Origin of the sequence: Pseudomonas sp. Tri1 (assembly GCF_017968885.1) — a bacterium.
In the GTDB taxonomy this organism is placed as follows: domain Bacteria; phylum Pseudomonadota; class Gammaproteobacteria; order Pseudomonadales; family Pseudomonadaceae; genus Aquipseudomonas.
This window is the reverse complement of record NZ_CP072913.1, coordinates 5,399,867-5,424,459: the sequence shown is the minus strand read 5'-3', so window position 1 is coordinate 5,424,459 and position 24,593 is coordinate 5,399,867. Positions and strand designations below refer to the sequence as shown.

Annotated in this window: 17 protein-coding genes and 1 pseudogene; 10 read left to right on the top strand and 8 right to left on the bottom strand. The window is 60.9% G+C overall.

Annotated features, from left to right (window positions below; all coding sequences use genetic code 11):
* Nucleotides 1-57: 57 nt before the first annotated feature.
* The 5 genes from J9870_RS23530 to J9870_RS23510 are packed head-to-tail and all read right to left on the bottom strand — an operon-like array spanning nucleotide 58 to nucleotide 8,425.
* Nucleotides 58-1,464 (bottom strand): ATP-binding protein, encoded by a 1,407-nt coding sequence (locus tag J9870_RS23530; RefSeq protein ID WP_210640572.1) that lies wholly within the window; start codon nucleotides 1,462-1,464, stop codon nucleotides 58-60.
* Nucleotides 1,461-3,263, bottom strand: a complete 1,803-nt coding sequence (locus tag J9870_RS23525; protein ID WP_210640570.1) for a DAHL domain-containing protein — start codon at nucleotides 3,261-3,263, stop codon at nucleotides 1,461-1,463. Before J9870_RS23525 ends, J9870_RS23530 begins: the two co-directional genes overlap by 4 nt.
* Nucleotides 3,260-4,219 carry a cytochrome c peroxidase gene (locus tag J9870_RS23520; protein ID WP_210640568.1) on the bottom strand — a complete coding sequence of 320 codons (960 nt, stop codon included), beginning with the start codon at nucleotides 4,217-4,219 and terminating at the stop codon, nucleotides 3,260-3,262. The genes J9870_RS23525 and J9870_RS23520 overlap by 4 nt, the downstream gene beginning before the upstream one ends.
* 43 nt (nucleotides 4,220-4,262) lie before the next feature.
* Nucleotides 4,263-6,137: an EAL domain-containing protein gene (locus tag J9870_RS23515; RefSeq protein WP_210640566.1), complete on the bottom strand. Its 1,875-nt coding sequence runs from the start codon at nucleotides 6,135-6,137 to the stop codon at nucleotides 4,263-4,265.
* The gene (locus J9870_RS23510; RefSeq protein WP_210640563.1) at nucleotides 6,134-8,425 is read right to left on the bottom strand and encodes an EAL domain-containing protein; all 2,292 of its coding nucleotides are present in this window, start codon (nucleotides 8,423-8,425) and stop codon (nucleotides 6,134-6,136) included. Before J9870_RS23510 ends, J9870_RS23515 begins: the two co-directional genes overlap by 4 nt.
* A 228-nt stretch (nucleotides 8,426-8,653) precedes the next feature.
* Between J9870_RS23510 and J9870_RS23505 the strand changes: the two genes are divergently transcribed.
* From J9870_RS23505 to J9870_RS23490, 4 genes are all read left to right on the top strand, one after another.
* Entirely contained in the window at nucleotides 8,654-10,018 is a 1,365-nt protein-coding gene (locus tag J9870_RS23505) for an HD domain-containing phosphohydrolase (protein WP_210640561.1), read from the top strand.
* Between the two features lie 202 nt (nucleotides 10,019-10,220).
* The gene (locus J9870_RS23500) at nucleotides 10,221-10,637 is read left to right on the top strand and encodes an NUDIX domain-containing protein (RefSeq protein WP_210640559.1); all 417 of its coding nucleotides are present in this window, start codon (nucleotides 10,221-10,223) and stop codon (nucleotides 10,635-10,637) included.
* 17 nt (nucleotides 10,638-10,654) lie between these two features.
* A complete protein-coding gene (locus J9870_RS23495; protein WP_210640557.1) occupies nucleotides 10,655-11,293 on the top strand; it encodes a LysE family translocator in 639 nt (212 codons plus the stop codon).
* Nucleotides 11,290-11,787, top strand: a complete 498-nt coding sequence (locus J9870_RS23490; protein ID WP_210640555.1) for a GNAT family N-acetyltransferase — start codon at nucleotides 11,290-11,292, stop codon at nucleotides 11,785-11,787. Before J9870_RS23495 ends, J9870_RS23490 begins: the two co-directional genes overlap by 4 nt.
* 122 nt (nucleotides 11,788-11,909) lie before the next feature.
* Here the strand turns inward: J9870_RS23490 and metR are convergent, their stop codons facing one another.
* Nucleotides 11,910-12,827: a transcriptional regulator MetR gene (metR, locus tag J9870_RS23485; protein WP_210640553.1), complete on the bottom strand. Its 918-nt coding sequence runs from the start codon at nucleotides 12,825-12,827 to the stop codon at nucleotides 11,910-11,912.
* A 107-nt stretch (nucleotides 12,828-12,934) separates the two neighbouring features.
* On the opposite strand from metR, the gene metE reads away from it, so the two are divergent.
* A complete protein-coding gene (gene metE / locus J9870_RS23480) occupies nucleotides 12,935-15,247 on the top strand; it encodes a 5-methyltetrahydropteroyltriglutamate--homocysteine S-methyltransferase (protein WP_210640552.1) in 2,313 nt (770 codons plus the stop codon).
* An 87-nt stretch (nucleotides 15,248-15,334) separates the two neighbouring features.
* Here metE and J9870_RS23475 read toward each other — a convergent pair.
* Nucleotides 15,335-16,530, bottom strand: a pseudogene (locus J9870_RS23475) (prolyl oligopeptidase family serine peptidase).
* A 430-nt stretch (nucleotides 16,531-16,960) separates the two neighbouring features.
* Here J9870_RS23475 and J9870_RS23470 point away from each other — a divergent pair.
* On the top strand, nucleotides 16,961-18,892 hold the full coding sequence (locus tag J9870_RS23470; RefSeq protein ID WP_210640550.1) for a methyl-accepting chemotaxis protein: 1,932 nt from the start codon (nucleotides 16,961-16,963) through the stop codon (nucleotides 18,890-18,892).
* Nucleotides 18,893-18,916: 24 nt separating this feature from the next.
* Here J9870_RS23470 and J9870_RS23465 read toward each other — a convergent pair whose 3' ends face one another.
* Nucleotides 18,917-19,828 (bottom strand): LysR family transcriptional regulator, encoded by a 912-nt coding sequence (locus J9870_RS23465; RefSeq protein WP_210640548.1) that lies wholly within the window; start codon nucleotides 19,826-19,828, stop codon nucleotides 18,917-18,919.
* 327 nt (nucleotides 19,829-20,155) lie between these two features.
* On the opposite strand from J9870_RS23465, the gene J9870_RS23460 reads away from it, so the two are divergent.
* From J9870_RS23460 to J9870_RS23445, 4 genes are all read left to right on the top strand, one after another.
* A complete protein-coding gene (locus tag J9870_RS23460) occupies nucleotides 20,156-21,094 on the top strand; it encodes a VOC family protein (protein WP_210640546.1) in 939 nt (312 codons plus the stop codon).
* A 15-nt stretch (nucleotides 21,095-21,109) separates the two neighbouring features.
* Nucleotides 21,110-21,472, top strand: coding sequence for a Rieske 2Fe-2S domain-containing protein (locus tag J9870_RS23455; RefSeq protein WP_210640544.1), 363 nt, complete (start codon nucleotides 21,110-21,112; stop codon nucleotides 21,470-21,472).
* A 178-nt stretch (nucleotides 21,473-21,650) separates the two neighbouring features.
* The gene (locus J9870_RS23450) at nucleotides 21,651-22,775 is read left to right on the top strand and encodes an FAD-dependent oxidoreductase (RefSeq protein WP_210640538.1); all 1,125 of its coding nucleotides are present in this window, start codon (nucleotides 21,651-21,653) and stop codon (nucleotides 22,773-22,775) included.
* Between the two features lie 127 nt (nucleotides 22,776-22,902).
* A complete protein-coding gene (locus J9870_RS23445) occupies nucleotides 22,903-24,582 on the top strand; it encodes a DUF1302 domain-containing protein (RefSeq protein ID WP_210640536.1) in 1,680 nt (559 codons plus the stop codon).
* The last annotated feature ends 11 nt before the right edge of the window (nucleotides 24,583-24,593 follow it).

Here is a 24,593-nt window from a genome sequence, read left to right as displayed (position 1 = left end):
AAACGGCGGGCAACCTGTGGCGAGGGGATAAATCCCCTCGCCACAGGTTTGTGCCTTTCAGCTGGCCTGTTTCATTTGGCGCATCGGCAACTCAACGCGGAACGTGGTGCCGACGCCGACTTCGCTGCTAACCGTTATCTCGCCATGGTGTTTTTTCACGATGCCGTAGGACAACGACAGCCCAAGCCCCGTGCCCTGGCCAACGGGTTTGGTGGTGAAGAAGGGGTCGAAGATTTTTTGCAGGGTTTCCGGCGGGATGCCCGAGCCATTGTCGGCCACTTCGATCCACACGGTGTCACCCTCCACACCGTTGCGCAGGGTGATGGTGCCGCGCTCCGGGCCGATGGCCTGGGCGGCGTTGACGATCAGGTTCATGATCACCTGGTTGATCTGCGACGGCAGGCATTCCACTTCCGGCAGCGGCGTGTATTGCTTGACCACGTCGGCCTTGTATTTGATTTCGTTGGCAACGATGTTCAACGTCGAATCGATGCCTTGCTGCAGATTGGCCATCTGCCATTCCTGGTTGGAGTCCACGCGCGAGAAGTCCTTCAGGTCCTTGACGATCTGCCCGACCCGGCCAATGCCATCCTTGGATTCCTTGATCAGCAAGGGAATGTCTTCGACGAGGAAATCCAGCTCCACCTGTTCGCGCAGCCGTCTCAATTGCACGACCAGTTCCGGCGACGCAATGGCCTCCTCGGCGCTGCCATAGGCCGTGAGCATTTCCTGGAGTTTGCTGAAGTAACCGTCCAAGGCTCCCAGGTTGGAAGAAATGAAGCCGATCGGATTGTTGATTTCGTGGGCTACCCCGGCCGCCAGCTGACCCAGCGAGGCGAGTTTTTCCGACTGCACCAACTGGCTTTCCAGCATCTTGCGTTCGTCGATTTCCATTTGCAGCAGCTCGCTGGCCTGTTTGAACGCCAGGGTCCGTTGTTCCACCAGGTCTTCGAGCTTGTTCATTTTCAACTGCGCGCGGGAGGTCATTTCCCATTTTGTGGTCAAGGTGTTGGCCATCTGCTGGACTTCGATGTTGTCGAAGGGCTTTTTCAGGATCAGCAACCGATCATGGCCGTTCAGGCGGTCCAGCAGTTCATCCCAGGAATAATCCGAATACGCGGTGCAGACCACCACCTGCAACAGCGGGTCGCGCTTCCAGAGCTCTTCGATGGTCTTGGCGCCATCCCAGCCTTCGGGCATGCGCATGTCGACAAAGGCCAGGGCATAGGGCCGCTCTTTGGCGGCCGCTTCCAGCAATTTGTTCAAGCCTTCCTGGCCGCCGTAGGCCGAGTCGAGCTCGAACACTGTGGTGACAGGTTTCGGCGCATCGCCGAACAGTGCGCTTTCCATGTCTTGCAGGTCGGCGTTGCCCTCATCCTCCGGCGTGAGGATCTTGCGGAAATCTTCATGAATGGCGGGCGTATCGTCGATCAGCAGGATGCGGCGGTTACTCATGCTATTCATGGTTCACCTTCTGCGAGTTTCAGGGGCACTTGCAATTGGAACGTCGCCCCCTTCCCTGGCCCCTCACTGTGGGCAGTGAGCTGGCCGTTCATTTCAATGGCCGCCAATGCGCAGCTGTGCAAGCCAAAACCGTGGCCTTCCTTACGGGTCGTAAAACCGTGGGCGAAGATGCGTGTCATGTTTTCCTCCGGGATGCCTTCGCCTTCGTCCTTGACGCTGATTTGCAGGGTCTCGCCATCAATGACAGCGGCCTTCAGGGTCATGTTCCGTGCATGGTTGGAAATCCCCGCCATGGCGTATTTGGCGTTGCTGATCAGGTTGATCAGGATCAACAGCAAGCGGTGCTTGTCGCCCATGATCCGCGGCACGTCACCGTATTCCTTGATCACCGTAACATGATGGCGGGTCAGGGCGCCGGAGTTCATGCGCAAAGCGTCTTCGAGCAATTCGCTGACCACCAGCGGCTCGAGCAGGCTGCTGGCGCCGGCATAGGATTGCTGGGTGGAGACGATGTCCTTGATGTGGTCGACGCTCTTGCTCAGTTGAGCCAGTTCGTCGGTAAGGCTTTGCTGCTCGAGCGCGATGGCCTCCACCAACTGGTTGAGGTAACCGGGCAGCAGCTTGCCTTTCTCGTCTTCGGTGAGGAAGTGCCCCAGGTCATGGGGATGCTCGTTGATCAACTGCATTGCCTTGCCCAGCCCCAGGGACTTGCTGGTGCGCAGTTTGCGGCTGACCAGGTCGGCGGAGATGTTCACACTGTTGAGCACATTACCCACGTTGTGCAGCACGTTGGTGGCGATTTCCGCCATGCCGGCCTGGCGGGCGGTGTCCATCAGTTCGCTCTGGGTGTCCTTGAGCTGGCGGGTGCGTTCCTCGACCCGTTGTTCCAGTTCGTCGTTGGCGGTTTGCAGGGCGTTGTTGACCCGCTTGATCTCGGCGAAGCTGCGTATCAGCCGGATCGCCAGCCAGATCAGGATCAGCACCAGGAACGTGGCGAACACCAGCAGGTAAACGTGGTTGCGCTGGTACTTGGCGGCGGCTTTTTCCTGGTCTTTTTCGAGCAGGTTGGTGATGGTGTCCAGGCTATCGGCCAGGGGGACCGCTTCGATGCCCAGTAACAAGGCATTGACCTGTGGCTGTTCGCGCAGGATCACCCCGATGTGCCTGCGCAGGATTTCAACGGAGTTGCGCAGCCCTTCAGGCAGGCGCTCCTTGTTGACATCCAGCTGGTTCAAACCCAGCAGGACCTCGGCGGCTATGTCGCTGGTGCTGAGCTGGGCGAACTCCATGCTGCTGAGCAACAGGTCGTAGGTGTCGATGGCAACGTTCTGCAACTCCAGTCTGTAGGTGTCGGGCAGCCGGGCGAACTGGCCCTGGATGTCGTCCTCGGCGGTGGGCAGGAAGTGCAGGGAGTTGCGCAATATCGCGTTGTGAGACTTGAACTGTTCCACCAGACGGGTTTTTTCCTTGACCGCCTTGAGGTATTCGTCGCGCTGGGTCTCCCAGGCCGAAGACGCGTGGCGACCCGGCTCCGACTCTATGGCGTCCAGGCGTTGCCAGAGGCGCGCCATCTCGTGCAGCGGCGAGACGAGGGGATCGTAATTGTGGCTCAGGGCAATCCGCGCCTTGAGCACTTCGTTGTCCCAGATAGCATCCTGTTGCTTGAGCAGGCGGATAAGGTCCCGGGATTCGATGTAAGAGGCCGCCTGCTGGGCACCCGAATTGATGTACATGAACAGCAGGACGGAAGCCAGCAACAGGCCGATGAATGCCAGGCCGGCGCGACGAAGGAGTGTCATAGGGGCTTGCCCTCCCGCTCTCCGGTCAGGGTCTTGAGGAATTCGACGATCAACTCCGTATCGTTCTTCATCGGTTCACGCCCGAGTTGGTACTTGAACATGACCTCCACCGCGTGCTCCAGGGTCGACGCGGAGGCATCATGGAAATACGGGGCGGTGACGGCCACGTTGCGCAGGCTGGGCACTTTGAACACCTGGCGATCGGCTTCATCGCCGGTGACGTTGAAGCGCCCCTCATCGGCCCGGGAGGGGTTGCCCCGGTCCTTGAAGTAATCGCCCATGACGCCGAATTTCTGGAACATATTGCCGCCGATGTTCACACCCTGGTGGCAAGTGATGCAGCCGTATTCCTTGAAGCGCTGGTAACCGAATTTTTCCCGGGGCGTCAGGATGTCGGTATTGCCCAACAGGTATTGGTCGAAGCGCGAGTTGGGGGTCAGCAGGGTGCGTTCGTAATCGGCCAGGGACGCCTGGATGTTGAGTTTGGTTACGCCGTCGGGGTACGCATCCTTGAAATCCTTGGCATAACCCGGGTCCTCGGCGATGCGCTTGACCACCGTTTCCCAGGTATTGCCCATTTCCGTGGGGCTGGTGACCACGGCGTGCACCTGGTCTTCCAGGGTGTCGACGCGGCCATCCCAGAATTGATGAAAATTCAGGGCGGCGTTGAACACGGTAGGCGTATTGACCTCCACCGGTTTACCGTCAAAACCCAGGGAAAACGGCTTGTCGTCGGCTCCGCCCCTGTCCAGGCGATGACAGCTGGCGCAGGACAGGGTGTTGTTGACCGACAGGCGCGGGTCATTGAACAGCCGCAGGCCCAACTGGACGCGCTTGGGGTCCAATGATGGAACAGGCGGCAGCGGTTTGAGAGGTTCGTCCAGCGGCGCAGCATGGGCGGCCACGCTTGATCCCAAGAACAGGCCGAAAGCCAGAATCAGTCCATGTGATGCCATGGGATGTTTTCCTTGAAACCTTTGGTTTATGAAACTCGGATGTTCATGAGAACGGGTTCTGGCGTGTTTCCCATTCAGTCACCCATTCAAGGAAGGCTTGCGGTTCCACTGCCTTGCTGAAGTAATACCCTTGGGCTTCCTCGCACTGGTGAATCTTCAGGAACTCCAGTTGCTCACGGGTTTCTACGCCTTCGGCAATGATGTGCAGGTTCAGGCTCTTGCCCAGGCTGATGATGGTGCTCACCAGTTTGGCGTCGTTGCTGTCGATGCTCAGGTCGCCAACGAAGGATTGGTCGATCTTCAGCACGTCCACCGGAAACTTTTGCAGGTAGCTCAGGCTTGAGTAGCCGGTGCCGAAATCGTCGATGGCCAGCCGTATCCCCAGGTGCTTGATGGCCTTGAGGGTGGCGACGGTGGTGTCGATGTTCTGCATCAGCACGCTTTCGGTGATCTCCAGTTCTAACTGTGTCGGGTCGAAGCCGGTTTCCTTGAGCGTGCGTGCGATGCCTTCGACGAAGCCGCGCTGGCGAAAATCGATGGCCGAGATGTTGACCGATAGGTAGAGCGCTCGCATGCCCTGCGCTTGCCAACGGCAGGCCTGCTGGCAGGCTTCCTGGAGCACCCATTGGCTCAGCGGCACGATCAGCCCGCTGTCCTCGGCCACCGGGATGAAATCCGAGGGGAAAACCAGGCCGTGGTTGGGTCGGTTCCAGCGCACCAGCGCTTCGACGCCGACCACTTTGCCGCTGGTCAGGTCAAGCTTGGGTTGGTAGTGCAACACGAACTCCTTGCGTTGCAGCGCCAGGCGCAAGCCGGATTCGATGGTCTGCTGGTGCCGGGCCCGGCGGTTCATGTCTTCGGTGAAAAAACGGTAGTCGTTGGGGCCGTTTTCCTTGACGTTACGCATTGCTGTCTCGGCTTTCTTGATCAGCGCCACCGCATCGAAACCGTCGGTCGGGTACACGCTGATCCCCAAGCTTGCGGTGACGCTCAGGTCATGGCCGTCAATGGGCTGGGGCATGCTGATGGCCGCCAGGAGTTTTTCGGCCACGCCTTTGGTTTGCTGCGCGTCGACGATGTCCCCCACGATCACCACGAATTCATCGGAACCGTAGCGAAACACCGAATCGGACTCACGCACCACGGTTGACAGTGCCCGGGCCACCCGCTTGAGCATTTCGTCGCCCACCGGATGCCCCAGCGCGTTATTGACCCGCTTGAAGCGGTCCAGGCCGATGAACATCACCGCCAGTTGCCGGTCATGCCGGCGGCACTGGGCCATGGCCTGGGTCAGGCGATCACCCAGCAACATGCTGTTGGGCAGTTCGGTGAGCACGTCGTATTGCAGCAGGTGGGACACCTTGAGCAGTTCCTGGACGCGTTCTTCAATCGTGCGTTCCAGGCTGCGCATTTTTCTCGCCGCGTCCTGGGCCAATTGCCATTTCCAGGTCATGGCGCTGGCCATCTGGCGTATTTCCAGGGTGTCGAACGGTTTCTTGAGGATCAGCAACTGGTCATCGAACTCGATCCGCTCGGACATGGTTTCCCAGGAGTAATCCGAGAACGCCGTACACAGGGCGATCTGCAGGCGCGGGTCGGCTTTCCACAGTTGCTCGATGGTTTGCAGGCCGTCCCAGCCCGGGGGCATGCGCATGTCGGCGAATACCAGTGCATAAGGCTGGCCTTCGGCCTGGGCACGCTTGACCAGTTCCAGCGCTTCTTCGCCCTGGTAGGCCGAGTCGATTTGAAATTGCAGCCGGTTGATCTGGGGCGTGCCGAACAGCAGGCTCTCGGTATCGTCCAGTGAATCATCGCTGTTGACAGGGGAGCTGAGGATCTTGCGAAAGTCCTGGTGAATCGCCGGCGTATCGTCCACCACCAGGATCCGCCGGTTGGCGGGTACCGACATGGGATTCATGGGTTGCTCTCCGATAGCTGGCTCGCAGGCCGAGTCCAGTGGTCCGTTACCGGGACGATGGTGCCGGCCTTGAGCAGTTCGGCGGCCTGGCCGCTGTCGACCACAGTGCTGAAGTAATGCCCCTGGGCCTGCATCGCCCCGCCGCTGGACATCAACGTGGAGCGTTGCTCCTGGGTCTCGACGCCTTCGGCGATGATGCCGATACCCACATCCTTGGCAAAATTGATGATCGCCCGCAACGTCACGGCGTTCTCGGGATCGTCGTTGGCGCTGTCAAGAAACCGCTGGGCGAGCTTGAGGTGGTTGACCCGGTAGGTCTTGAGGTAATCGAACGAGGAATACTCGGTGCCGAAATCATCGATGGCGATCTGCACGCCCAGTTCGCAGAGGCGTGGAAGCACGTCGTTGTGGGTCCATTTGGTCTGGGCCAGGGTCGCTTCGGTGACGTCGAAACGCAGGTCCCACGGCGCCAGTTCCCAGCGCGCGGTGGTGCGCAGCACGTCGTAGATCAGTTCCGGGCCGGTCTTGAGTTGGGTCAGGGACAGGTCGATGGCGATCACCGGAGGCGCCATGCCCTGGTCGCGCCACTGGCGCATCTGTTGGCAGGCCTGGTCCAGTACCCAATGACCGAGACCGACGATGATCCCGGTTTTCTCGGCCGCCGGCATGAACGCCGCCGGTTCCAACCAACCTCGCTGCGGGTGGTTCCAGCGTACCTGCACACCCATGCCGAGGATTTTTCCGGTGCCCAGGTCGACTTCCGGCAGATAGTGCAGTTGCAGCTCGTTATTTTCGAGGGCCTGGCGCAGGTCGTTGGCCAGGGCGACGCGGTCCGTGACCTCCTGATTGATTTCTTCATTGTGGAAATGGTACTGGTTGCGGCCCTTTTCCTTGGAGCGGTACAGGGCCATGTCGGACTGCGCCATCAGGCTATCGGCACTCAGGCTCTGGGGGGTGTACAGGGCGATGCCGATGCTCACGGAGATCCGTACGTCGTTACCATCCAGGGAGTAGGGCGCCACCAGGGTGTCGCGGATCTTGGCCGCCAGCGCAGCGCAATGGGTCGCTTCATGGACATCCAGCTGCAGGATGGCGAACTCGTCGCCACCCAGGCGTGCCACCACGTCGTTTTCCCGGGTACAGCCCTTGATGCGCATGGCGACTTCCTGCAACAACAGGTCGCCGATGGGGTGGCCCAGGGTATCGTTGATGCGTTTGAAGTGGTCCAGGTCCAGGTAAAACATCGCAAACCGCGCCGCCCCCCGGCGAGCGGCGGCGAAGGCCTGGTGCAAGCGCTCGACCATGGTGGCGCGGTTGGCCAGCCCGGTCAGACCGTCGGTGCGGGCCAGCAGGGCGATTTTTTCTTCGGCCAGCTTGCGCTCGGTGATATCGAGAATGATGCCTTCCACTTCCAACAACAGGCCCTGCTCGTTGCGCACCGGTATGTAACGGTTTTCCACCCAGCGGAAGTTGTCATCGCCGGTGCGCATGCGGAACTCGATGGAAGCCCCCGCCGTATCACGGTCCAGGACGCGCACCATGGCTTCCTGGACTTTGCCCTGGTCGTCAGGGTGGATCAGGATTTGCGCCCAGTCCGGCGAGCTGATCAGTTGCGATGCGACATGGCCGAACTTGGTGATGTTGTGGGAGATGTACATCAATGGGAACGGCGGCTCGCCCCGCAGGCGATAGAGAATGGTCGGGCTGTTCTGCACGATGATGTTGGCGTCGGCCAGTTCCCGGGTGCGTTCTTCCACCGCCCGTTCGAGCATGTCCATTTTCAGCGCCGCGTCTTCGGTCATTTGCCATTTGACGGTCAAGGCGCTGGCCATCTGGCGGATCTCGATGGCGTCGAAGGGTTTTTTCAGGATCAGCAGGCGGTCGCCCAGGTCCAGGCGCTCGGAGATGTCTTCCCAGGAATAGTCCGAGTAGGCGGTGCACAGGGCCACTTGCAGCTTGGGATCGGCACGCCACAGCCGCTCGATGGTTTCCAGGCCATCCCAGCCCGGCGGCATGCGCATGTCGATGAAGGCCATGGCGTAGGGTTGCCCCTGGGCCAGCGCCGACTCCACCTTGTTCAGGGCTTCCATGCCCTGGAAAGCCGAGTCGAGCACGAAACTCTGGGCGGAAACCGCCACCGGCGCGCCGAACAGGGCTTCTTCGGCGCTGCTCAGGCTGTCTTCGCTGGTCACCTGGGGGCTGAGGATCTTTCGGAAATCCTCATGGATTGTCGGGGTGTCGTCGACGATCAGGATCCGCCGATTGCCTTTCTCCATCGGCAGGCTCATGGCCGTGCACCGTGAAGATGCTGACTATAGAACCGTGGGAACATCTGATATCCCTTTCTGTGGCATGAGTCTTCTGGCCTGTACATGGCCCTTCATGGGGTACAGCATAGACGTCTCATTGGGATGCGCTCGGCCAGTAGTGGCAAATTGTGTCTAAATTTACGCTATCTACTAGCCTGTGCTTCAGGGGTGCGGTAGAACGGTTGTGGTTAAGAGGAGGGGGCAGAAATGGAAGATCAATCGCCGGACGTTCCGGTCAATAAACCCACGGTGCTGCTGGTCGATGACGAAGAATCGATTCTCAATAGCCTTCGTCGGCTGCTGCGCAGCCAGCCGTATGAAATCCTGCTGGCCGACAGCGGTGCCAAGGCCCTGGAAATCCTCAAGGAGCGGCCGGTCGACCTGGTGATGACCGATGCGCGCATGCCGAATATGGATGGCGCCACGTTGCTGGCGCAGATTCGCAAGCTCTATCCGTCGACCTTGCGCATCCTGCTCACCGGTTATGCCGATGTGGAAATGATGACCAAGGCCATCAACGAGGGGCAGCTCTATCGCTACCTCAGCAAGCCCTGGAACGATGAGGAACTGGTCCAGGCCCTCCGGCAGGCCTTGGCCCACCAGCATTCCGAAAGCGAGCGCCAGCGTCTCGAAGCGCTGAACCGCGAACAGAACCAGCAACTCAAGACCCTCAACGCCACCCTGGAAAAGCGCGTGGCTTCGCGCACCTCCGAGTTGCAGCAGACCGCCGACATGCTCGACCTGGCCTATGACGAGCTCAAGCGCAGTTATGTGACCAGCACCGAAGTGTTTTCCTTGATCGCCAACCTGCGCCTGCCCAAGGCCAAGCAGACCAACCGGCAGATCATCGAGTTGATCAGGGTCTACAGCCGGCTGCATTTTTTGGATGAATCCACCGACCGCGACCTGACCATGGCCGCGGCGCTGTACAACATTGGCAAGCTGAGCTGGACCGACAACATGATGGTCACGCCCGCTGACATGCTGCACCACACTGAACTCGAGCTGTACCGCGCCTATCCGAAGCAGAGTGAGTCACTGCTGATGACCCTGGACCCGATGAAGGACGCGGCGCGGATCATCCGCCATCACCAGGAGCGCTGGGACGGTAGCGGTTTCCCCGAACACCTCAAGGGTGAGGCCATTCCGTTCGGTTCGCGGCTGTTGAAACTGGCGGTGGACTTCATCGAGCTGCAACGCGGCTTGATCCTCGAACGGCAGATGAACAGCGACGAGGCACTGGTCTACATCCGCAAATACGCCGGCAAGCTGTACGACCCGGATATGATCGAGGACTTCATCAAGGCCTGTGGCGAATACCTGGACGACGTGACCTTGTCCGACCCGACGGTGCAGGTCATGAACACCCGCGAGCTGGTGGCCGGCATGGTCCTGGCGCGCAACCTCAACGCCGACAACGGCATGCTGCTGCTGAACGCCGGCAAGGTCCTGAGCGGTCCATTGGTGGAAAAACTCATCGCCTTCGAAGCGATGGAGGGGGCCCGCTACAGCGTGTTCGTCAAAATTCCCGAGGAGGCGGACCCTGCGGTGCCGAAGCCGATTTTGGGCTGACACCACAAATCCCCTGTGGGAGCGGGCTTGCTCGCGATGGCGGTCTTCCAGTTAGTGCATTGTTGACTGACAGGATGCTATCGCGAGCAAGCTCGCTCCCACAGGTGAATGTGCTGCTTTTGAGATAGGCCCCAGGCTTTGCCCTCGCTCCCCCTGGCCTGTAATCTCCCCGGCATTTTCCCGCCCAAGGCTTCGATCACCCATGACCACTTCCCTTATCCGCATAGCCGCCGCCCTGTTGATCGGGCCTGACGGTCATACCCTGCTGGTGCGCAAGCGCGGCACTCGGGCCTTCATGCAGCCGGGTGGCAAGATCGAGGCCCATGAACAACCGGTCCAGGCCCTGGCGCGGGAGCTGGAAGAGGAACTTGGCCTGACGATCGACCCGGCACAAGCCCGTTACCTGGGCCTGTTCAGCGCCCCAGCCGCCAACGAGCCGGGTTTTACCGTGCAGGCCGAAGTGTTTTTGCTGAGTATCGACGTCCCGGTGTCTCCTGCTGCTGAAATCGAGGAAGTGCGCTGGATCGACCCGGCCGGCGACAGCGATCTTGTGTTGGCGCCATTGACAGGCGAGGTGATCCTGCCGTTTTATCGAGCCACACATCTCGTGACCTGCTGACTCAAGGATTGATGCTCATGATTCCATTGCCGGACCTGCTGGTTTTTGCCGCCGCGGCGTTGTTGATGGTGCTCACGCCCGGCCCGAACATGATCTACCTGATTTCCCGTTCGATCTGCCAGGGCCGCAAGGCCGGCGTGACTTCCTTGCTAGGGGTGGTGGCCGGATTTTTCGTGCACATGTTCGCCGCGGCGGTGGGGCTGACGGCGGTGTTCCTGGCAGTGCCGGTGGCCTATGAAGTGTTGAAATGGGCCGGCGCGCTGTACCTGCTCTGGTTGGCTTGGCAGGCCGTGAAGCCCGGGGCGCGTTCGCCTTTCGAGGCCCAGCAACTGCCTGCGGACTCGACGCGTAAGTTGATCACCATGGGTTTTCTTACCAGTGCCCTGAATCCAAAGATCGCGGTGTTTTACCTCTCGGTGTTCCCGCAATTCATCAGCCCGGAACACGGTTCGCTGTTCACCCAGAGCATCATTCTGGGGCTGACCCAGATCAGCGTCAGTTTCAGCGTCAACCTGCTGATTGCCCTGTTCGCCGCCGGCATTGCCTCGTGGTTTGTCCACAACCCTACCTGGCTGGCCGCCCAGCGTTACTTCATGGGGTTTGTGCTGGGTGCACTGGCGTTGCGCCTGATGCTTGAGCAACGGCGTTCGGCGTGAACATTCGACGGCTGCGGGCGGGCGATGCCCAGGCGTATCGCGAGCTGATGCTCCAGGCTTACGCGCTTCACCCGCAGGCCTTCACCTCCCATTTCAACGAACGGGCGGCGCTGCCCATCAATTGGTGGGAGTCGCGCCTGACCAGCCGGTTTGATGTGTTGTTGGGGGCGTTTGTCGAGAGTGAACTGGTCGGCATTGTCGGGTTGGCCCTGGAGTCTCGGGAAAAGGCCCGGCACAAGGCAATGCTGTTCGGCATGTACGTCACCGCTACCCATTGCCATCGGGGGCTCGGTTTCCAACTGGTACAGGCCGCCCTCGACGAAGCCCGTCGCCACAGCTTTTTGCGCCTGGTGCAACTGACCGTCACCGCCGGCAACGACCCGGCCGTCAAGCTCTACCAGCGCTGCGGTTTCGTACTGTACGGCCTCGAACCCATGGCGATACGGGTGGGCGATGAATACCTCGACAAGATCCACATGTGGCTCGAGCTCTAACCCCACCGACACACCGCCATCGCGAGCAAGCTCGCTCCCACAGGGATTTGCTGGGTGGCATCGATAGTGTTCACAACACAAATCCCCTGTGGGAGCTTGCTCGCGATAGGCGCAACGCGGTATCACCGAACGGCACTGACCCCGTCCAACGTGGAAAACGACGTGTCCTTGGCCGTCAGCAAAAAGTCGCGCATGTATGGCGCGTCGAGCATGTCGGTACGCACCGCCGCATACAGCGTGGCAAACAAGCCTTTCTCCCCCAGCCGCTTGGCCTTCACATAACCCCGTGAGCTGTATTCATGCAGCGCCCAGTGCGGCATGCCGCACACACCTCGGCCGCTGGCCACCAGTTGCATCATCATCACCGTCAGTTCGGAGGTGCGCACCTGGGCCGGTTCGATGTCGGCCGGCTCCAGGAAGCGGGTGAAGATGTCCAGCCGGTCCCGTTCCACCGGATAGGTGATCAGGGTTTCGCTGATCAGGTCTTCCGGCACGACGTAGGGCTTGCCCGCCAGGCGATGCTGGTTGGCCACGGCCAGCATCGCCTCGTAGGTGAACAGCGGCACGTAGGTGATGCCGGCCAGTTCCAGCGGGTCGGAGGTGACCACCAGGTCCAGGTCACCCCGGGCCAGGGCCGGCAGCGGGGCGAAGGCAAAGCCTGAAGCCAGGTCCAGTTCAACTTCCGGCCAGGCGTCGCGAAACTGGTCGATGGTCGGCATCAGCCACTGAAAGCAACTGTGGCATTCGATCGCCATGTGCAAACGCCCGGCGGTGCCACCGGCCAGCCGCCCGATGTCTCGCTCGGCGCTGCGCAGCAGCGGCAGGGTGGCGTCGGCCAGTTGCAGCAGGCGCAGGCCGGCGCTGGTGAAGCGCACGGGTTTGGTCTTGCGCACGAACAACTGCATGCCCAGGCGTTCCTCCAGTTCCTTGAACTGGTGGGAGAGGGCGGACTGGGTAAGGTGCAGGCGTTCGGCGGCTTCCACCAGGCTGTCGGCCTCGCGCAATGCGTGCAGGGTCTTGAGGTGGCGGATTTCAAGCACGGCGGCCTCCATGAGGAAAACTTGTGATCAACACGAAAAGGTTGAGTTTGTCTCATGTAGGCTCGGCTGTCGACAATGGCGCCATCTTTTACAGGAGGACACACACCATGGCCCTGGCCCATACCCTCGGTTTTCCCCGCATCGGCGCCGACCGCGAACTGAAAAAAGCCCTCGAAGCCTATTGGAAGGGCGATCTGGCGCCGGCCGCGTTGCAAGCGGTGGGCCGCGAGCTGCGGGCCCGGCACTGGCAACTGCAAAAAGACGCTGGTATCGATCTGCTGCCGGTTGGCGACTTTGCCTGGTATGACCAGGTGCTCGGCCACACCTTGACCCTGGGCGCCGTTCCGCCGCGTTTCCACAGCACCCTGGATACCCAGGGTAAACCGACCCTCGACACCTTGTTCGCCATGGCCCGTGGTGCCACGACCGCCTGCTGCGGCGCCGAGCACGGTCAGGCGCAATACGCCCAGGAGCTGACCAAGTGGTTCGACACCAACTACCACTACCTGGTCCCGGAGTTTTCCGCCGACCAGACTTTCGCCCTGAGCTGGGAGCAACTGTTCGACGAAGTCGACGAGGCCCTCGCCTTGGGACATCAGGTCAAGCCTGTAATCATCGGCCCGCTGACCTACCTGTGGCTGGGCAAGGCCAAGGGGGTGGAGTTCGACAAGCTCGAGCTGCTGGAGCGTCTGCTGCCGGTCTACGGTGAAATCCTCAATCGCCTCAAGGCCCAAGGCGTGGAGTGGGTGCAGATCGACGAACCGATCCTCACCCTCGACCTGCCCCTGGCCTGGAGAAGCGCGTTCGAACGGGCCTATCACATTCTTCAGTACTCGCCGCTGAAAAAACTGGTGGCGACTTATTTCAGTGGCCTGGAAGACAACCTCGGCCTGGCGGTGAGCCTGCCGGTGGACGGTTTGCACATTGACGCCGTGCGTGCGCCGGAGCAACTGGGCCAGGTACTGGACCGCCTGCCGACCTACAAGATTCTGTCGGTGGGCCTGGTCAATGGTCGCAACGTCTGGCGCTGCGAACTGGAACAGGCGCTGGCGCAGTTGCAACCGGCCCAGGAACGTTTTGGCGACAACCTCTGGGTCAGCACGTCTTGCTCATTGCTGCATAGCCCGGTGGATCTGGAGCGTGAAGACCGGCTCGATCCCGAGCTCAAGAGCTGGCTGGCCTTCGCCGTGCAAAAGTGCGGTGAAGTGGCGGTGTTGCGCGATGCGCTCAACGATCCGCAGGCCCCCGGCGTACAGCAGGCCCTGGCCATCAGTCGTGACGTGCAAACCCGCCGTGCCGGCTCCCCGCGGATTCACAAAGCCGAGGTTCAGGCTCGTCTGGCGGCTATCGGGCCACAGGACAGCCAGCGGCGTTCGCCGTTTGCCAAGCGCATCGAACAGCAGCGTGCCCGGTTGCAACTGCCTACGTTTCCCACCACCTCTATCGGCTCCTTCCCGCAGACCCCGGCAATTCGCCTGGCGCGTCAGGCCTATAAGCAGGGCAAGCTGTCGGCCAATGATTATCAGGACGCCATGCACACCGAGATCCGCCATGCAGTGCAGATCCAGGAGCGCCTGGGCCTGGACGTACTGGTGCACGGTGAAGCCGAGCGCAACGACATGGTGGAGTACTTCGCCGAGCAACTGGACGGCTACGCCTTCACCCGTTTCGGTTGGGTGCAGAGCTACGGCTCGCGTTGCGTGAAACCGGCGATCATCTACGGCGACATCAGCCGGCCGAGCGCCATGACCGTCGACTGGATCCGCTATGCGCAAAGCCTGACCGACAAGGTCATGAAAGGCATGCTCACCGGTCCCGTGACCATGCTGATGTGGTCGTTCCCGCGCGAGGACGTCTCGCGTCAAATCCAGGCCCGCCAACTGGCCCTGGCCTTGCGTGACGAAGTGCTGGACCTGGAAAAGGCCGGGATCAAGATCGTGCAGATCGACGAGGCGGCGTTCCGCGAAGGTTTGCCGCTGCGTCGCGGGCAATGGCAGGAGTACCTGGACTGGGCCGTGGAGGCTTTCCGCTTGAGTGCATCGGGAGTGGCTGACGAAACCCAGATCCATACCCACATGTGCTACAGCGAATTCAACGACGTGATCCAGGCCATCGCGGCCATGGATGCCGACGTCATCACCATCGAAACTTCGCGTTCGGACATGGAACTGCTCGAGGCGTTCGAGGCGTTCGATTACCCCAACGACATTGGCCCGGGCGTCTACGACATCCACTCGCCACGGGTGCCGGACACGGCGGAGATGGTCGCGCTGATGAGTAAGGCAGTGAAGCGGATTCCCGCCGAGCGGTTGTGGATCAACCCTGATTGCGGGCTGAAAACCCGGGCGTGGCCGGAGACGGAAGCGGCGTTGGTGAACATGGTGGCGGCGGCGCGGCAACTGCGTAGCCAGCTGGCTTGAAGCCCTAATACTCTTATAGGCACTCCTCTTGTGGCGAGGGGATAAATCCCCTCGCCACAAGAGGAGTGCCTGGCTTCATTGCGTCATTCAACCACGGCTCGCAACCCTAGGGGCTGGAACACACCCATCACGCGGTCCGCCCCCAAGCACTTCAGCGACCCAGTCGGCGATGTAATGACCGGCATTGATACTGTTATCGAAGCTCGAATGTTGGACGCCGCCTTCGCGTTCGGTGAATATTTTCAGCTCGCGCTTAGGGCTGTTGACCAACTGCTCGTAGGTACGGTGCGCCCACTTCAATGGAATCTGCGAGTCCTTTTCACCGTGGGTGACGAGGAACGGCACCTTGATGCGATCCAGTATGCCGTCCAGGTGGACATTCTCGGCGATGGCCATGAATTGCTCGGTGTCCTTGGCGCCCCATACCCAGGCCACATGCGACCAGTAATGCGGAACCGGGAAGCTGCCTTCTTTTTCCATGCGCCGCTTCTGTACATCACGCCAGTCATGGTTGGCCCCCCAGACAACCCCGCAGGCGAAGCGCGGTTCGAAGGCTACCGCGCGCGGGCAGTAATAGCCGCCGAGCGACACGCCTTCCATGCCGATGCGTTTGGCGTCGACATCGCTGCGGGTTTCCAGCCAGTCCACTACCCGACTGGCCCAATGTTCGCTGTCAAAACGCGCCGTCAGGTTATGCAGGCGCAGGGCTTCGCCGGTGCCCGGCTGGTCGATGACCAGCGACGACACGCCACGTTTGGCCAGCCAGGCGGGTAGGCCGACGCGATATTTCATTTCTTTGGTGGAGTCCAGTCCATTGACCTGCACCAGAATCGGCGCCGGGCCGCTGACGCCTTCGGCGCGAACCAGCAACCCGGAAATGTGTTTGCCTTCGTAAGGGATTTCAACGCGCTCGCAGTTTTCTTGCGCCAGTTCGATACCGCGCTGGAAGGTGTGAAGAAAGCGCTGGTACAGCTCCGTCCGGCCGGGGCACCGTGGGCCTGCAGGCGTTCGCAGCTCAGGTAATAGGTCGCGGCGCGGTTGTATTTTTCGCCGGCTGACAACATTCGGCCTTTGGCTTCGTCTTCTTCAGCCAAGCCGCAAAGCTTGTCGGCCATTTTTGCCCAGGTATCACGGAAGGCCTTGCTGCCGGCGGCGTCCGGCTGCTTGGCGGCCTCCTGTAGCGGCGCGCACATTTCTTCGATTTCGCCGATGCGGGCACCCATTTCAATGGCGAGGTCGACGGAAAGATTCCACACGTAGTTGGTCGGGAAGTAGCGGAACATGATTGTTATTGTCCTTGTGCAAGCAAAGGCAGGCAGCCAGGTCCGGAGCGGGTGACAGCCCGACCTGGCGGTTCGAAGCAGGCTAAGGGGAGGGCAATTGTTTGGCCAATCGCAAGTCGGGATGGGTGGTATTGCGAACGGCGATAGAGCGTCTGTGTCATTGGCCTAAGGGTTTTCTACTCACAGCTCAAGCAGCAAATCCAGATACCTATCATCGTACTTTGCGATTGCTCATAACGCGGGATGCGATTGGTGTCGTTGAGGGACGACTCACTAGAGTTGGCGCTACACCGCGCGATTGGCTGGAGCCCTGGGCGCGCATAACAACAAGAATAAGGTATCGGCAAATGAGTGAGTCTAATTGCGGCCCAGCGATCAGCCTGGGTGCCAAGGGCTGGACGTGTTTGCACTACCGTGGGAGGAGTTGGACATGCCTGTACTGAGCCGTGTGCTTGGCGATTTATCGGTGGGCGCCAAGCTGTCGCTGGGTTTTGGCCTGGTGTTGCTGGTTACCCTGGGGGTAGCGGCCACTGCTTTTCGTTCTTTGGGTGTGTTGCAGCAGCGTGCTGAGCAATCGCGCCAGGAGTCATCGATCCAGGCATTGATCCTGCGTGCCCGCATCGACGAAAAAGCCTTCGCCCTGGACCTTGCTCCGCAGCATCTTGAGCAGGTGCGCGAGACGATCGGGAAACTGAGCCAGCATCTGGATGAAGAACCGGCCAATAGCGCATCGCACGCCACCGTGCGCACGGCCGCCAGCGCTTATCTGGAGCAGTTTCTCGGCTATGCCGATTCGTTGCGTCGGGCTCGCGAAGCCCGCCTGCGCATGCAGACGCTGGCGCAGACCGCAGGCGACAGTTTCACTCTGCTGTTTCTCGATCAACTGGATGCGCTTAACACCCGGTTGGGGCAGGGCACACCCCCGACCAGCAATCAGATGGTGCTGCTCGAGCAGACCGCTGCATTGCGCGACAAGCTCGCCAAGCTGCGTGACAGTGAACTGTATTATTCGCTCGATGGCGAGGAACGTTACCGCAGTGACTGGGAAATGAGCATGAGTGACCTGCTGGCCGCCATGCAAGCGCTTGATCTTGGCGAGCTGCAAGGCGAGTCGCTGCAGGAGGCAAGCACGGCCCTGGGCGACTACCGCAAGGCTTTCGTCGAGTTCGTCGGCAGCCGTGGGCAAAGCACGCAGAGCAGTGCAGCGATGAACGCGCAAACCGAGCAGGTGAGCAAGCTGTTGGCCCTGGCTGATGAACAGCAAAGGCAGGCGGTACTGGACGATAATCGCAATGCCGATCGCCAATTGGGCTTGATCACTTTTCTGGCGCTGGCCTTGGGGATCGGGGCCAGCCTGCTGATCCGCCATTTGATTGTGCAGCCGCTGCGCCAGGCCGTGCAGTTGGTCCAGCGCGTGGCAGCGGGGGATCTGAGTGATCCGCCACCAGACAGCGTTCGTCGTGATGAACTGGGGCAGCTGTTGGGCACAGTGGGCAGCATGCTAGGCAGTTTGCGTGCCTTGGTCGGGCGCATCGACCGTGGTGTTGGCTCGCTCAACGGCATGGCCGGCAGCCTGGCCGAGGTGACCCAGAACAACAGCCGAGGTGTCGAGCACCAACGCCAGGAAACCGAACTGGCCGCCACCGCCATGCAACAGATGGCCGCCACGGCGCAGGAGGTTGCCCGCAATGCGGGTGAGGCCAGCGCAGCGGTGGCGCATGCCGACGAGCAGGCGCGTGAGGGCGATGAGCTGGTGCGCCAGGCGGGTGACAAGATCGACCATCTGGCCGTGGAAATGAGTGGCTGCGCGCAAGCCATGCGCTCGTTGCTGGTGGAGAGCGCAGCGATCGGTGGTGTGCTCGATGTCATCAAGGCGGTGGCCGAGCAGACCAACCTGCTGGCCCTCAACGCCGCCATCGAAGCGGCGCGTGCTGGCGAACATGGTCGTGGTTTCGCCGTGGTTGCCGATGAGGTGCGCGGCCTGGCACGGCGCACCCAGCGTTCGACCACGGAAATCGAAGGGTTGATCGTTCGTCTGAGCAGTGTCGCCCAACAAGCCGCCGAGCGTTTGCAAGGCAGCCATGTGTTGAGCGATGAAACGGTGGTGCTTGCCGCGCAAGCTTCCCAGGCGCTGGCGCGGATCACCCGGGCGGTGTCCAGCATCGAGCAGATGAACCAGCAGATTGCCGCGGCTGCCGAACAGCAGAGCGTGGTGGCCGAGCAAGTCAGCCAGAGTATGACGCGGGTGCGTGAAGTGGCCGAGGGCAGCGCCAGGGAAAGCCAGCAACTGCAAGTCTCCACGGCCGACTTGCAGCAGGTTAGCGGTGAGCTCAAGGCGGCCGTCGGGCATTTCCGAACCTGATCCGGTTCCGGGCAAGGGAAGCGGCTACTGCTCCAGCTCATTGATGATTTGACTGATTTTCGCTCGCAGCCAACGGTGCATCGGATCCCCGTCCATGGTGCGATGCCAGAGCATGAACTCACGCATCACCGGGATTTTCACCGGCGGCTGCAAGATGCGCAGTGGCAGGTAGTTGGCGTAGAGCCTGGCCATGCGCTGGAGCATGGTGGCGACGCGTTGGGTGCCGACGATCAACTGCGGCAAGGTGTTGAAGTCGTGGGTCACCACTTCCATGCGACGCGTGAAACCGTACTGGGCCATCAGCCATTCTTCGACGCTCAGTTGTCGGTTGCGACCAAAAATCACCGAGACATGACCCATCTCGATGTACTGATCGAGGGTGATGCTGTCGCCCACTTGGGTGTTGCCGTCCCACACCACGCAAACGTGCTCTTCTTCGAACAGTAAGAGCGATGGGTGGCCTTCGATGAGGTAGTGCTCAGGCACGATCATCATGTCGGCCTCGCCGCGCATCAGCAGCTCGGTGGAGGTGTCGCCGGGGCCCAGCAGTTCGAAGGTGATGTGCGGGGCTTCCAGGTAGATCTTCTGGATGACCCGGGCAAACAGGACGCTGATCAGGTAGTCCGAGGTGATCAGGCGGAAATGGCGCTTGCTGGTGGCGGGGTCGAACACCGGTTTGGCGGTGATCGAGGACTGGATCGTCAGCAGTATCTGGCGCACTGGCGCCGCCAGTTCACGGGCATAGGGCGTGGGCTGCATCTTGCGCCCGACCTGCGCCAGCAGTTCGTCTTCGAAGTAGAGGCGCAACCTGCCCAGTACGCCGCTGGTGGCGGATTGGGTCATGTGCAGGCGTTCGGCGGCGCGGGTGATGTTCTGCTCTTCCAGTAACACATCAAGCGCCACCAGGAGATTGAGATCCAGGTGGTTAAAACGCATGGCGGTCTCGATTCTTGTATTTATTTTGTAAATACCTTCCGACCTTCCTATCGCGCAGTCAAGCCCCCTGACGAGATGTGTCGATCGACGTCTTTGTGTTTTTTCGCGTCGTTTGGCGCTGCGCAGCCAGGTATTGCGTTTGCCGATAGGTCACATCCTGACAAGCGATTAGTCAGTGAGTTTTCGCCCCTTCAGTATCGGCCCACAGTCGGTTGGCCGTGACGCTTGATCGACTCCAAGACCCGCCTCGGCAGCGCTTCGCCTGGCACGGCTCTCGTAAACGGGGTGCTGGCCTGCGCTGAATAATTACAATGGAGTGGTAACTCAATGAACATCATTGGCCTTGATGCCTTGATTTTTGGCGTCGACGACATTCAAGCCTGTACCCATTGCCTGCGTGACTACGGCCTGCAACCTGTCGATGTCGACAGCGAGGGCGGTCGTTTTGAAGCCCTCGACGGCACTGCCGTGATTATCCGCCGGGCTGACGATGCCAGTCTGCCGGCGGCCATCGGGCCTGCACCCTCGATTCGTGAAACCATTTATGGCGTGGCCAGCGGGGCGGATCTCGAGGCCATCGCCGATGAGCTGGGGCGCGATCGCCTGGTGACCCGCGGTGCCGATGGCTCCGTGCACAGTGTTGACGACATGGGGTTCGCCATTGGTTTTCAGATCAGTGTGCGGCGCCCGTACAGCGCGCCAGCCGACTTGACCAATGCACCGGGCCATGCCCCTCAGCGCCCGGTCAACCAACCGGGCATCACCCCCGACATGCAGGCCCTGCCACGCACCCTTTCCCATGTGGTGTATTTCGTGCCGGATGCGCTGAAGGCCGAAGCCTTTTACAAGCGCCTGGGCTTCATGACCACCGACACCTTCGTTGGCGCTGGCCCGTTCATGCGTCCGGCCGGTTCCGATGACCACCATTGCCTGTTCATGATCCAGACGCCACCGCACATGAAGGGTTGCGAGCATTTCACCTTTCACATGGGCAGCGGCACGGAAGTGCTGCTGGCCGGGCGCCGTTTCGAACAGCAAGGCTGGACCAGCTTCTGGGGCCCGGGCCGTCACCTCTTCGGCTCCAACTGGTTCTGGTACTTCAACAGCCCGTTGGGCTGCCACATCGAATACGACGCCGACATGGACAAGCACGATGACGCCTGGCAAGCGCGCCAGGCGCCGTTGTCGGCGGACAACTCGCAATTGTTCCTGTTCACGTCCAGGGAAAAATGGTTCCCGAGCGGTCCGCCGCCCAAGCAGGCCTGAGTGCGGAGTTCGTCCATGAGTCACGACGCCCTTGCGCTATGTCGCCTGGATGAATTGCTCGAAGGGCAGGCCCGCGGATTCGATCCTCTGGACACAGGGCAGGACAGCGTGTTTGCCCTGCGCCATGGCGGCGAGGTGCGGGTCTATCGCAACAGTTGCCCGCATCTGCAGGTGCGCCTGGAGTACCGCAAGGATCGTTTTCTCAGTGTCGATGGCAGCCAGATCGTCTGTTACGCCCACGGTGCCCGGTTCCTTCCGGACAGTGGCCTGTGCGTCTACGGGCCGTGTCTGGGCGAACGCCTGAGTGCTTTGAAATGGCAGGCGCAGGCCGACTGGCTGGTGCTCGAGGCGGGTCAATTGGAGGCGTGTGCACCTTAGTTAACGTATCGCGGTTGCTGATACATCGTATCCCTACATGCGATTAGTCAAACGCCTGCTTTGCCGAGAAAGTGAACACAACGCGGTAGCGAATGCGTGCAGAAACAGCCGTGGGTGCAGCCTGGGATCGCTCCGGCAGAACGCTTGCGTGAATAACAAGAATAAGAGTGAGACAAGCATGAACTCAGTGAAAAAAGTGCTTATTGTCGGTGGTGGTATCGGTGGTCTATGCGCCGCAATCGCTTTGCGTCGCCAGGGCATCGAAGTCAATCTTGTCGAGCTCAAGACACAATGGACTGTCTACGGCGTCGGCATCATCCAGCAGAGCAATGTCGTGCGCGAGATGGCCAAGTTGGGTGTGTTGGACGGCTATCTGGATGCCGCCTACGCGTTCGAAGATGTGACCATCTATAGCACTGCCGGTGAACAGCGGGCGCGAATTCCCGGCCAGCGCCTGGCTGGCCCGGAATATCCGGCCAACGTTGGCATCTCGCGCCTGGCCCTGCATCAAGTCCTCAGCCAAACCACCATTGCCCTGGGCGCCTCGATTCGCCTGGGCTTGAGCGTGCAAACCCTGGAGCAGGTGGACGAGGCTGTTGATGTGCTGTTCACCGATGGCAGTCGCGGCCGTTACGACCTGGTCGTGGGAGCCGATGGCCTGTACTCCCAGGTACGCGGTTTGCTGTTCGGCGAGCAGTACCAGCCGCGTTTCACCGGTCAAGCGGTGTGGCGCTACAACTTGCCGCGTCCAGCTGGAATCGATCATCTGGCCACCTTCCAGGGGCCCGCCGGCAATGCCGGGCTGGTGCCGCTGGGGCGCGATCAGATGTACATGTTCGTCACCTCCCATGAACCCGCCAACCCCAGGATGGATCCCGCCACGCTGGCGACCCAGATGCGCCAGCGCCTGGATGGTTTCACCGGCCTGATCGGCGAGTTGCGCGAGCAGATCCGCGACAGCGAGCAGGTGATCTACAAGCCGTTGGAGGTGGTGTTCGTCAGCGAGCCCTGGTACCGCGGCCGTGTCGTGCTGATTGGCGATGCGGTGCACGCCACGACGCCACATCTGGGCCAGGGTGCCGGCATGGCCATTGAAGATGCTGTCGTGCTCGGCGAAGAGCTGGTTGCCGGTGGCAGCGTTGAGCAGCAGCTCGAACGCTTCATGGCGCGCCGTTATCAGCGCTGCAAATTCATCAGCGAAGCCTCGGTGCTGGCCGGTGAAAAGGAAATGGCCCACGACAGCGGCTTCGACCGGATCGGCCTGGTCCGGCGGATGCTCGAGGTCACGGCCGAGCCCATTTGAGGCACCGCTAGGACTGATTTCGCTCTCCCATGGATGTTTCATGCCCGTGCAGGCTTGGCCTGGCTCGACGGCGGGCGCTGTTCATCAGAAGAGCTGACATACAACAACAATAAAGAGGGTTACTTCGATGGCTACTCGCAAGATCGCTGCGTCACGGCGCGTCCCCTTCACTCTGACCCTTGCGGCCAGCCTGGGGCTTGGCGCTTCAACTGCCCAGGCATTTCAGATCGATACCGGCAATCCCGACCTCAGCTTGCGCTGGGACAATACGCTCAAGTACAGCGCGGCCTGGCGCCTGAAGGACCCCAGCAGCAAACTCAGCGAGGGCCAGACGGCGCTGAACCAGAATGACGGCGATCACAACTTCAAGAAGGGGCTGATCTCCAATCGCCTGGATATTCTTTCCGAACTGGACATCGGTTTTCACAACTTCGGTGCCCGTCTGAGCGGTGCGGCCTGGTACGACACCGTCTACCAGGACCGCAACGACAATAACGACGCGGCCAGTGCCAACCAACGTTCGGTGGGTTTTGACGAATTCACCAGCGACACCCGTCAACTGCACGGTGGTGACGGTGAACTGCTGGATGCCTTTGTCTACTGGAACGGTGAACTGGCCGAGCGTGCCTTATCGGTTCGCGCGGGGCGCCACGGCCTGATCTGGGGCGAGAGCCTGTTCTTCGGCGGCAACGGCATCGCCGGAGCCATGGCGCCGGTGGACGTGGTCAAGGCGCAATCGGTGCCCAACACCCAATTCAAGGAAATCACCCGGCCGGTCAACCAGCTCTCGACCGCCTACCAACTGACCGATGACGTTTCATTGGGCGCCTTCTACCAGTTGGAGTGGGAAGCCACCCGCTTGCCGGGCGCCGGCAGCTACTTCTCCACCAGCGATACCATCGGCGACGGCAATGAACGGCTGATCACTGGCGGGCCATTCCCGGATTTCCTGGGTGGGAATGCCAACAGCCCGGCCGCGTTTTTCCATGGCAAGGACAAAAAGGCCAGGAGCTCCGGCCAAGGTGGCCTGCAGCTCAAGTACAACACCGGGACGACGGATTACGGTCTGTACGCGCTCCAATATCACGAGAAAACCCCAACGTTGTACTTGAAGCCGAATGCCACCGGGCCGAATTTCAGTACCGGGCAAGTCGGCGAATATTCCTGGGTCTACCCGGAAGATATCCGTGTCCTGGGCGCCAGCTTCGCGACCTCCGTGGACGAGTACAGCTTTGCCGGCGAGGCATCGATGCGCTGGAACATGCCGCTGGTGTCCAACGCCCAGACCGTCCTGCCGGGCGTCGCGGCGGACAACAACGATGACGCCCTCTATGCCGTCGGCCGTACGGCTCACGTCAACCTCAACGTCCTGGCATCGCTGGGCCCTTCCTTCGTCGCCAATGAAGCCAGCCTGACAGGGGAAGTGGCCTGGAACCGCCTGCTGGCCGTGACCAGGAACCGCGCAGCCCTGGACCCTAACGCCACCGATGACGGCCTCGGTCTGAAGCTGGTTTACACGCCCACCTATCGCCAGTTCTTCCCGGGCGTGGATATCAGCGTGCCGCTGGGCATCAGTTATTTCCCCATGGGCAAGTCGGCTGTGATCAGCGGGTTTGGCCCGGATAGAGGAGGGGATATGAACATCGGTGTCTCCGCCACCTACCTGGACCAAGTGACCGTGGGACTGACCTACACCCACTTTTACGGGCCCGAGGACACCAGCCTCAACGCCGCCAGCCAGTTCAATTACAAGCAGTCGTTGAAGGACCGGGATTACCTGGCTTTCTCCGTCAAGACCACGTTCTAAGAGGATTTGCG